At 41.6% G+C, this 10,707-nt stretch carries 5 protein-coding genes and 2 pseudogenes; 6 read left to right on the forward strand and 1 reads right to left on the reverse strand.

From position 1 onward, the window contains the following. Positions 1–26: 26 nt before the first annotated feature. Both glmU and glmS read left to right on the forward strand, forming a co-directional pair. A complete protein-coding gene (gene glmU, locus Xvie_RS11660) occupies positions 27–1,427 on the forward strand; it encodes a bifunctional UDP-N-acetylglucosamine diphosphorylase/glucosamine-1-phosphate N-acetyltransferase GlmU (protein ID WP_086109487.1) in 1,401 nt (466 codons plus the stop codon). Positions 1,428–1,646: 219 nt separating this feature from the next. After that, a complete protein-coding gene (gene glmS / locus Xvie_RS11665; RefSeq protein ID WP_086109488.1) occupies positions 1,647–3,476 on the forward strand; it encodes a glutamine--fructose-6-phosphate transaminase (isomerizing) in 1,830 nt (609 codons plus the stop codon). 129 nt (positions 3,477–3,605) lie between these two features. Here glmS and Xvie_RS23165 read toward each other — a convergent pair. Continuing rightward, positions 3,606–3,929 (reverse strand): annotated as a pseudogene (locus tag Xvie_RS23165) (IS1 family transposase); the annotation flags it as partial. An 88-nt stretch (positions 3,930–4,017) separates the two neighbouring features. On the opposite strand from Xvie_RS23165, the gene Xvie_RS11685 reads away from it, so the two are divergent. From Xvie_RS11685 to Xvie_RS23170, 4 genes and pseudogenes are all read left to right on the forward strand, one after another. Then, positions 4,018–4,473, forward strand: a complete 456-nt coding sequence (locus tag Xvie_RS11685; RefSeq protein WP_086109491.1) for a YaiI/YqxD family protein — start codon at positions 4,018–4,020, stop codon at positions 4,471–4,473. An 850-nt stretch (positions 4,474–5,323) separates the two neighbouring features. Then, complete coding sequence (locus Xvie_RS11690; RefSeq protein ID WP_086109492.1) at positions 5,324–7,228, forward strand: site-specific DNA-methyltransferase; 1,905 nt, start codon at positions 5,324–5,326, stop codon at positions 7,226–7,228. Positions 7,229–7,238: 10 nt separating this feature from the next. Continuing rightward, the gene (locus Xvie_RS11695; RefSeq protein WP_167376269.1) at positions 7,239–10,412 is read left to right on the forward strand and encodes a type III restriction-modification system endonuclease; all 3,174 of its coding nucleotides are present in this window, start codon (positions 7,239–7,241) and stop codon (positions 10,410–10,412) included. 76 nt (positions 10,413–10,488) lie between these two features. After that, positions 10,489–10,587: pseudogene (locus tag Xvie_RS23170) on the forward strand (Fic family protein); the annotation flags it as partial. Positions 10,588–10,707 lie beyond the last annotated feature (120 nt).

The following is a 10,707-nucleotide window of genomic DNA, read 5'->3' on the forward strand; positions in this document are numbered from 1 at the left end:
TTAAAATTGGAATTGTCAGGTTTCTTATGTCTATTATTGCAAATAGTGTCAATTCAAATCGTGTCAGTACAAAAAGTGTCGTGATCCTTGCTGCAGGCAAGGGAACTCGCATGTATTCCGCTCTTCCTAAAGTTCTGCACTTGCTGGCCGGAAAACCAATGGTTCAGCATGTTATTGACACCGCAATGGAGTTGGGTACTCAAAATGTTCATTTGGTTTATGGGCATGGCGGTGATCTGATGAAACAAACACTTTCCAACCAAAATCTGAACTGGGTATTGCAAGCTGAACAACTAGGTACTGGTCATGCCATGCAGCAAGCGGCTCCGCATTTTTCGGATGATGAAGATATTCTGATTCTTTACGGTGATGTGCCTTTGATTGCCAAGGACACTTTAGAGCGTTTGATTGAGGTTAAACCAGAGGGTGGAATTGGTTTATTAACTGCAATTCTGGATAATCCAACGGGTTATGGGCGCATCATTCGTGAAAATGGTGAAGTGACGGGCATTATCGAACAAAAAGATGCAACGGAAGAACAGCGTAAAATCAACGAAATCAACACTGGTATTTTGGTAGCGAATGGTGGTGATTTAAAACGTTGGTTATCCAAGTTGGAAAACAACAATGCACAAGGTGAATATTATCTGACCGATATTATTGCGCTTGCACACAAGGAAGGCCGTCAAATCAAGGCAGTACACCCAAGCCGTTTAAGTGAGATGGAAGGGGTTAACAATCGCCTTCAACTTTCCGCTTTGGAGCGTATTTACCAAACAGAACAAGCTGAAAAATTACTATTGGCTGGCGTCATGTTATTAGATCCGGCTCGTTTTGATTTGCGTGGAACCTTAGAACATGGTCGCGATGTAGTGATTGATACCAATGTCATTATCCAAGGTCATGTCACATTGGGAAATAATGTTGAGATCGGCTCTGGTTGTATCCTGAAAAATTGTGTAATTGGTGATGGTGCCGTCATTAGTCCTTACTCTGTCATTGAAGATTCTGAAATTGCTGCTGAGTGTACTATTGGGCCTTTTGCTCGTTTACGCCCGGGTTCCAAATTGGCGGAAAAAGCTCACGTTGGCAATTTTGTTGAAATGAAAAAATCTTCACTTGGCAAAGGTTCTAAGGCAGGTCACCTGACTTATCTTGGTGATTCTGAAATTGGCAATAATGTGAATATCGGTGCAGGAACCATTACCTGCAATTATGATGGCGCTAATAAGTTTAAAACCATCATTGGTGATGATGTATTTGTTGGTTCTGATACCCAGCTTGTTGCACCAGTTACAGTAGCGAACGGGGCAACGATTGGCGCTGGAACTACCGTAACAAAAAACGTTGCTGAGAATGAGCTGGTTATCAGCCGCGTAAAACAAACTCATATTAAAAACTGGCAGCGTCCAGTAAAGAAAAAATAAATAAGATATACCCATAAAAAAATCCCCAATAGATTTCAAGTTGCAGCGCGGCGGCAAGTGAACGAAGCCGACAAAGCAGTGGCTTGAAAGATGAAGGGGACAATCCCCATCTCTACAAAGCTCGGGGACGGCAAAGCCGGAACGCGATTTGCCGTAAAACAATCAGGTTGGCGACATAAAAAAGGGGTTTATAAACCCTGTTTTTAGGAATAAAACAAAATGTGTGGAATTGTTGGTGCAGTAGCACAACGAGATATTGCAGAAATACTGCTCGAAGGTCTTCGTCGCCTGGAGTACCGTGGTTATGATTCTGCTGGAATGGCTGTCGTTGACAGTGAAAACCGCATGACCCGCCTGCGTGAAGTGGGTAAAGTGCAGATGCTGGCTGATGAAGCCGACAAACAACCAGTCATTGGTGGAACGGGGATTGCTCATACTCGTTGGGCGACTCACGGTGAACCAAACGAACGTAATGCCCATCCGCATGTTTCTGAACATATTGCGGTTGTGCATAACGGCATAATTGAAAACCACGAAGAACTGCGCGAAGAATTAAAAGCGCGTGGTTACACCTTCTCTTCTGATACAGATACCGAAACCATTGCCCATCTTGTTCACTGGGAACAGCAACAAGGTGGATCACTGCTGGAAGTTATTCAGCGTGTTATTCCACAATTGCGTGGTGCTTATGGCACCGTGATTATGGATAGCCGTCAACCTGATGTATTGGTAGCAGCGCGTTCTGGCAGCCCATTGGTTATTGGCTTGGGTATGGGGGAAAACTTCCTGGCATCTGACCAATTGGCATTACTGCCGGTGACTCGTCGCTTTATCTATCTGGAAGAAGGTGACATCGCAGAAATCACTCGCCGTACTGTTCGCATCTTTGATGTACAGGGCGAAGCAGTTGAGCGCGAGCAAATTGAATCCAATGTTCAGTACGATGCAGGTGACAAAGGTGTATACCGTCACTACATGCAGAAAGAGATTTACGAACAGCCAATGGCGATCAAGAGCACATTGGAAGGCCGTTTAAGCAATGGTCAGGTCAATCTGTCAGAATTGGGCGTTAATGCTACGGAATTACTATCCCAAGTTGAGCATATCCAAATTGTTGCTTGTGGTACTTCCTACAACGCAGGCATGGTTTCGCGCTATTGGTTCGAATCGCTAGCGGGCATTCCATGTGATGTAGAAATTGCTTCTGAATTTCGTTACCGCAAGCCCGCACGCCGTAAAGGAAGCCTGCTGATCACCCTATCCCAGTCGGGTGAAACGGCTGATACCTTGGCTGCGTTGCGTTTATCCAAAGAACTGGGTTACCTGACTTCACTGACCATCTGTAACGTGGCAGGTTCCTCTCTGGTACGCGAATCAGAATTTGCCCTGATGACCAAAGCCGGTGCAGAAATCGGCGTGGCATCCACCAAAGCTTTCACTACCCAGCTCACTGTATTGTTAATGCTGGTGGCTTATATAGGACGCTTGAAAGGTGATAATGTAGCCTTGGAGCAAGACATTGTTCATGCCCTGCATGCCCTGCCAAGCCGCATTGAAAGCATGTTGTCGAAAGACAAAATCATTGAGTCACTGGCAGAAGATTTCTCCGAAAAACATCATGCACTGTTCCTTGGCCGTGGCGATCAATACCCGATCGCAGTTGAAGGTGCGCTGAAACTGAAAGAGATCTCTTACATTCATGCAGAAGCCTACGCGGCGGGTGAATTGAAACATGGTCCTCTGGCATTGATCGACGCGGATATGCCAGTGATCATCGTTGCACCGAACAACGAACTGCTGGAAAAACTGAAATCCAACATTGAAGAAGTTCGTGCCCGTGGCGGTCAGTTGTACGTCTTCGCTGATCAGGATGCAGGTTTTACCAACAGCGAAAACATGAAGATCATCTCCCTGCCACACGTAGAAGAGTTGATCGCCCCGATCTTCTATACCGTTCCATTGCAATTGCTGTCTTACCACGTTGCGTTGATCAAGGGTACAGACGTAGATCAACCACGTAACTTGGCGAAATCGGTGACGGTGGAGTAATGGTGTTGTAGTGCTCTATTAATTGTTGTGGACTGACAATTAAGATCTAAACAAGACAATAGAGTTGTATTGAATAAATCCGGATATGCTGTTCAAAAAGCATACCGGATTTTTTGTCGCGACATCAATTTATTGATCGCGATGAATGTTCAGATAATACCCAATGACTTTGTCATACATTCCAACGGACTTTGAAAAAGATCGGGTTTTGAGAGTAAGCGTAGATTCAGATTATGTCTTTCTATGCGCTGTGTATAACGCTTGCTGACCACATGCAGTTTTCCTGTCAGCGTTTTTTCATACGCTCGCCAACCCTCGGTCATATAGATCACAATGTTGAAAGGGGCTAACAAGGCTATCAGACGTTTCAGGGTTTGAGCCAAAAACATGGGCGATCACTTTTCGTCTGATTCTATCGTAAGCATAAAAGAGCCAACGGGATTTATTCTTTGACTTCATGACGACCATTAGTTTGATTATTTTGAAAATAGTGGGAATATCCTAGATATGGCTAAAAATATGAAATTGAGAGGAAGCTGTTATGCCTATATGGGTAGATGCTGATGCATGTCCTAAGGTTATAAAAGAAGTATTATATCGTGCGGCAGAACGTGAAAAAGTACAGGTTACATTCGTGGCAAATCAACGATTAAGTGTACCTGCATCCGTTTTTTTGCGTACGTTACAAGTCCCTGCTGGGTTTGATGTCGCTGATAATGAAATTGTTCGTCGATCAGAAATCGGTGATTTAGTGATTACAGCAGATATTCCTCTTGCTGCTGAAGTGATTGAAAAAGGTGCAATAGCACTCAATCCGCGCGGTGAACGTTATAGTGAAGCAACAATACGTGAACGCCTGACTATGCGTGATTTTATGGATACGATGCGAGCGAGTGGAATCCAAACGGGAGGACCTGCTGCGTTAAACCAACGTGATCGCCAGCGGTTTGCAAATGAACTAGATCACTGGTTATTGCAACAAAAAAAAGTATCTTGAAATAAATAGGACTATTTTGTGAACAAAAAACACGATTATTATTAAAAGGATTACAGTTTCGGACTCTTATATTTATAGTGGCATTAATAAATTGGACCATTATTTCTGTTTGCAGTCGAATTCTACCAAGGCAAAAAAGCGGCGACTAACTACATGTTTTGATGTTTTCATGACTGGAGCCTTTCAGAAGTTTCAGTCTCTGACAACATGGTAACGATTTATTATACGAATTTATTAAATTCCTGACACGTATCTGAGTAAGCCGCTAACTGCCTGAAAAAAACCATCTCATGAAGTTATCTTGAATTCCGTTCCTAAAATCAGATTGATGAGATCGATATTTGATCAGCATGCATATAACGGTTAATAAACTTAATTTCAAGGATAATTTCAGCTCAATAGATTTTCCAGCTTCGCCGGATAAAAAACTGCCGTTAAGCAGGTTAGTATTATCTGAGGGGATTCATCATGTCGGGAAATTAAATATAGCAGCAAAAATTTTATTGTTTGTTGTGGGCAAAATAACATTATCCGAAGTATGAACTGACGTGGTAATTGCCTAGATAACTGCTCAATGGAAGAGGTATTTCCAGTGAACGAGCTACATCTACAATCCATTGTTGATGAATAATTTTGAATGTAAATTAAATGGGATGTTAGAGATTCGATTATTTTAGTTTCACATCTCATTTTTATGTTATCAGAGCGCCATCATTGCGAGGTATCAGGAATTCTTTACTACACTTAAACCGAAAATTGCTGCAATTAAGGCAACAATTTAACAGTTTAACGAAGAATATGAACCACGAGCATGAGTTTTGCTCAGTGGGTAATAAATGGAATTCCTCTGATGACAATTAAAAAAATCACCCTGAACTACCCTGAGTCCAAAAGTGCGAATATCACTCAAGAAAATATCGATCAACTTAAGCAACTTTTCCCTGAGGTATTTTCTGAAAGCAAAATCGATTTTGACGCCTTAAAAGCTATGCTTGGTGAAGTCGTTGATGATTCAAATGAGCGCTATAACTTCACTTGGCATGGTAAAACCCGCGCACGTCAAATTGCTCAAACTCCATCAACAGGCACGCTACGCCCTTGTAAAGAAGAAAGCGTGAACTGGGATACCACAGGTAACCTTTTTATTGAAGGTGATAACCTTGAAGTGCTTAAAATATTACAAAAGTCTTACCATAAAAAGGTAAAGATGATCTATATAGATCCACCCTATAACACAGGTAATGACTTTATTTATAAAGATAATTTTCATGACAACATAAGAAATTATCAGGTATTAACGGGGCAAATAAATAATCAAGGTAAGCCTTTTAACACTAATTCTGACACATCTGGTCGGTATCATACAGATTGGCTAAATATGCTTTACCCAAGATTGAAATTGGCCAGAAATTTATTATCCGATGGTGGAATTATATTTATATCTATAGATGAACATGAAGTTGTTAATTTATCCAATTTGTGCAATGAAATATTTGGTGAAGATAATTTTGTTGAAAGATTTATTTGGAAGAGTGGAAGAACCTCTGCATCAACTTTTACCAGAGAACATGAATATATATTGGCATATGCAAAAGATATATCTCAATTACCTCATATTGTTTATAAGGGAGATGATAGCTTGATTTCTGATCGTGCAATAAAAAAAGTTAGCTTTAAAAACCCTGCGTCAGAAATAACATTCCCTGCTGGAGTCAAGTTTTTAGGTGAAAATAAAACGTTTTCATCAGTATTTGGAGATAAAGAAATCGTTGAAGTTACTTCAGGTGTATTTGAATGTAAGAATGGAGTTTTAGCTAGTGAAGTTACTCTAAAAGCGGGTTGGACAATGAAGAGCCAAATCGAAAGTTGGTTATCAGGAAAGGCTACTTTTGACTCTAAAGGACAGCAGGTTGTTGAGTTCTTCTTTAAACCTAATGGTGTTCTTCAGTATGTTAAAAAGCGGGGCACCGAACATCCAAAAACAATAATAACAGATTTTACAACGAAGCAAGGAAGTAAAGAAGTTGAAGCTCTTCTCTGTTCATCTGTTTTTGATTATCCAAAGCCTACAGGCTTAATTGAACACTTAATGAAGGTCACGGATAGTGAAGATATCATTCTTGACTTTTTTGCTGGAAGTGGTTCTACAGGTCATGCGGTGTTAAAGCAAAATAAGAAAGATGGCGGCAGAAGAAAGTTTATATTGGTTCAATTGCCTGAGTCTGTCTCAAAAAATTCAGGTGCAACAGCGTATTGTACTCAGGAGTTAATACCCGAATTGATTTCCAGAATCTCCCTAAAAAGAATAAAAAATGCCATTTTAGAAGAAGATAAAACTCAAGGTGTTAAGTTTTTCAAATTAGATCAAACAAATATTCATTCTTGGGATGCTAACTTTGATAATTTGGAACAGGTTCTTCAACAAGCTTCTGATTCCGTTAAAAATGGTCGTAATTCAGAAGACGTTCTTTATGAAATCTTACTTAAATACGGTATTGAATTAACCACCCATGTTGAAGAAGCAACAATCGAGGGCAAGAGAGTATTTGTTGTTGGCACAGGTGCTTTAATAGTTTGCCTGGATGATGACATCACTGAACAGGTGGTTGAGGGTATCGCTAAACTAAAAGAAAAGCTCGATCCAGAAAATACTCAAGTCGTTTTTAAAGACCAAGGATTTGCCGACAGCGTAGTGAAGACCAACGCGATTCAGATCCTGAAGCAATATGGTATCGACGATGTAAAAAGCATTTAAGGTGGTGGTGATGAAGATTCAATTTAGATCGGACTTATCACACCAAATAGATGCGGTTGAAGCTGTTTTAGGTGTGTTTGAAGGGCAGGAAACATTTCAATGCAATTTCACTGTAGCCGATAATGTGCTGGCGAATCAGCAGCTGGATATATTTAGTAAAAACAACGATGTTGGTGTCGGTAATACTCTTACCTTATTGCCTGATGAAATTTATGCCAATACGCGTAATGTTCAGTTAAAGAATGGCTTGCCACAGGTTGAAAACGCAAAGCAGGAATTGCCAAGTCTAGATTTCAGTGTTGAGATGGAAACAGGCACAGGTAAAACCTATGTGTATTTGCGTTCTATCTTTGAATTAAATCAGTGTCATGGACTGACAAAGTTCATCATCGTGGTACCGTCCATTGCGATTAAAGAAGGCGTCTATAAATCACTGCAAATCACTGAGCAGCACTTCCGTGAGCAGTACAAAAACGCCCAGTATGACTATTTTGTCTATGACTCATCAAAGCGCGAACAGGTTCGTAACTTTGCTACCAATGATTATATCCAAATCATGGTGATCAATATTGATGCGTTCAGTAAGTCATTTACTGATCCGACGAAGGAAATTACGGCGAATCTTATTCACCGTACAGATGACAGGTTAAACGGAATGAAGCCTATTGAATTTATTCAGGCTACTCGCCCTGTCGTTATTATTGATGAACCACAGTCAGTTGTATCAACGGCAAACCGAAAAGAAGCGATTGGCAGCTTAAAACCGTTGTGTACATTTCGTTATTCAGCCACGTTGAAAGAAGCGCCGCACCTGCTGTATAAGCTTGACTCTATTGATGCCTATGAACGCAAACTGGTTAAGCAAATTGAGGTTGCTTCTCTGGATGTTAAGGACGGGCACAACCAAGCCTACATTAAGCTAGTGAGTGTTGATAATAAGAAGTCCCCCATTTCTGCCAAGATTGAAATTGACGCTCAAACGCGCACAGGCAAGCTGCAACCACGTAAGGTAATAACCATCAAAGATGGTCAGCTCAATGACTTATTCGAACTTTCGGGTGGGCGTAGTGTTTATGAAGGCTATGTCGTTAACGATATTTATTGCGAAGAAGGTAATGAGTACATTGATTTTACCAGTCGCGATGAAATTGTGCGTCTTGGGCAAGTCATTGGTGAAGTGGATTCGGAGGCCTTTAAGCGCATTCAAATAGCCAAAACTATCGAAGAGCACCTAGAAAAAGAGCTGAAGTTCTACCACAAGGTAACAACGGGTTATGACAAGCTCGATCACCCGAAAATCCTAAACCAGAAAGGTATTAAGGTGCTGAGTCTGTTCTTTATCGATAAGGTTGCCAACTACCGCGGCTACTCTAAAGATGGCGTTCCTGTTCAGGGTAAGTTTGCCAAGTGGTTTGAAGAAGAGTTTACCAAGCAGGTTAGCAAGCCCAAATATCGCGTGTTGTACCCGATAATCTGGGATAATGATGGCGATAAATACACCATCAACGAAGTCGCGTTGCAAGAACTCACTCAAACAGTGCATGATGGTTACTTTGCACAAGACAAGAAAAAAGATGCCTCTGGCAACCCCCAGTTCTCCGACTCGAAGCTTTCAGCTAAAGGCGAAGGGGGTAAAACCACGGCCGATGAGTCAGCTTATAACCTGATCATGAAAGACAAAGAAAAGCTTCTATCTATGGACGAGAAGCTGCGCTTTATCTTTTCACATTCAGCACTGAAAGAAGGCTGGGACAACCCGAATGTTTTCCAGATTTGTACGTTGAATGAAACCAGCTCAATCACTAAAAAACGACAGGAAATCGGCCGTGGCCTACGTTTAGCCGTTGATCAATCTGGTGAGCGCGTGCCTTACGGTTTTGAGGTAAATACTCTGACCGTTATGGCAAACGAATCTTATGAAAGCTTTGTTTCTGAACTGCAAAAAGAGATTGAAGAGGAAGAAGGCATTAAATTTGGTGCGGTTGAGTCTCATCAATTTGCCAACATCGTTGTTTCTGGCGAGCTGGATCAGAAAACCTTCTTGGGAGCGAAGAAGTCAGAAGAGATCTTCCAGCACCTTCTGTCTCGAGGTTATATCGATGGTAAAGGCAAGATTCAGGATGCGCTGAAAATTGCCATCAATAACAACGAGGTAAGTCTGCCTTCCTGTGTCGCTGAGCATACTGATGCCATCGTTGCCACGTTGAAGAAGCTGGCAAAAGGCTTGAACGTAAAAAAACACGAAGAGAAGCGCTCTGTAGCCTTGTGTGAAGATACAAATGGTAAGCAGGTTGTACTTGGTGAAGACTTCAAGGCTCTTTGGGGGCGTATTAAATATAAAACGACTTATCGTGTTAACTTTAGTATCAACGAGCTGGTTGAAAACTGTATCAAGGAAATTAGAACGAACGTGGCGGTAGCCAGTGTCAGGTTCCAGTACACCAAGGTTAAGGTTGCTGTTACTGAAGCTGAACTGGAAACCTACGATGAGAAAACCAAGATCCAGTATTACCGCAATCGCAACTTCCAGTTGCCAGATATTGTGACTTATCTGACCGACCAAACCAATCTGACCCGTCAGACAATTATCGATATTCTGCTGGGTTTGGGCGATAAGCTGGAAGCCTTTAAAAACAACCCTCAGCGCTTTATCGAGTTAGCTGGTGAAGTTATCCGTAAGCAGATGCGTATTGTCATTGTAGATGGTGTTAAATATCACCGTATTGGTGACGAGGCATACTATGCCCAAGAGCTTTTCCAAGAAGAAGAGCTGACTGGCTACCTCAAAGATATGGTGAAAGCTGAAAAGTCGGTATATGACTACATCATTTGCGATTCAGATACCGAGTTTAACTTTGCTGAAAAGCTAGAGGGCGCTGAAGAAGTGAAGATTTATTCTAAGCTGCCATCTTGGTTTAAGATTGATACCCCGCTGGGCAGTTACAATCCTGACTGGGCGGTATTAATTGACAAAGATGATGGAGCGGGGGAGCAGCTTTACTTTGTGGTTGAAACGAAATCAAGCATATTCTCGGATGATCTGCGTGAGGCTGAAAAGGCCAAGATTAAGTGTGGCGTTGAGCATTTCAATGCGTTAAGCAAAGACAAAGATGGCAAAGAGGTGTCTAGCGCTGCCAAATTTGTCAAAGCTGATAACTTTGATACGTTCAGTGCTCATTTTTAATCTTAATGGCATCAAGGCACTAGCAATAGTGCCTTCTGGATACATCACATCAAAATGAAATCTGTACATAAATTTTTGGCAAACATTGATTTTGAGTGAATGGCGTTCAGAGTTGGCATGGTTACCGGTAGAAACCATCATTCATTATCAACAGCAGGCGTATTATCAGGTGCTTAGTACTACAGCCGTAATTGCTCTGTAAGCCGATGATCTCCCCGGCGGCGATAGTGACATAGTTGCGCCCGGTATTGATGCCGCCGTCTCCAGTCTGACCAATGTAAAATCTGTTCTATTG

It is taken from the genome of Xenorhabdus vietnamensis (assembly GCF_002127535.1).
GTDB classification, from domain to species: Bacteria; Pseudomonadota; Gammaproteobacteria; order Enterobacterales; family Enterobacteriaceae; genus Xenorhabdus; species Xenorhabdus vietnamensis.

What these genes read in the sequence shown, in the direction of transcription:
- glmS (WP_086109488.1), top strand. Translation starts at nt 1,647, where the DNA reads ATGTGTGGAATTGTTGGTGCAGTAGCACAACGAGATATTGCAGAAATA.
- Xvie_RS11690 (WP_086109492.1), top strand. Translation starts at nt 5,324, where the DNA reads ATGACAATTAAAAAAATCACCCTGAACTACCCTGAGTCCAAAAGTGCG.
- glmU (WP_086109487.1), top strand. Translation starts at nt 27, where the DNA reads ATGTCTATTATTGCAAATAGTGTCAATTCAAATCGTGTCAGTACAAAA.
- Xvie_RS11695 (WP_167376269.1), top strand. Translation starts at nt 7,239, where the DNA reads ATGAAGATTCAATTTAGATCGGACTTATCACACCAAATAGATGCGGTT.
- Xvie_RS11685 (WP_086109491.1), top strand. Translation starts at nt 4,018, where the DNA reads ATGCCTATATGGGTAGATGCTGATGCATGTCCTAAGGTTATAAAAGAA.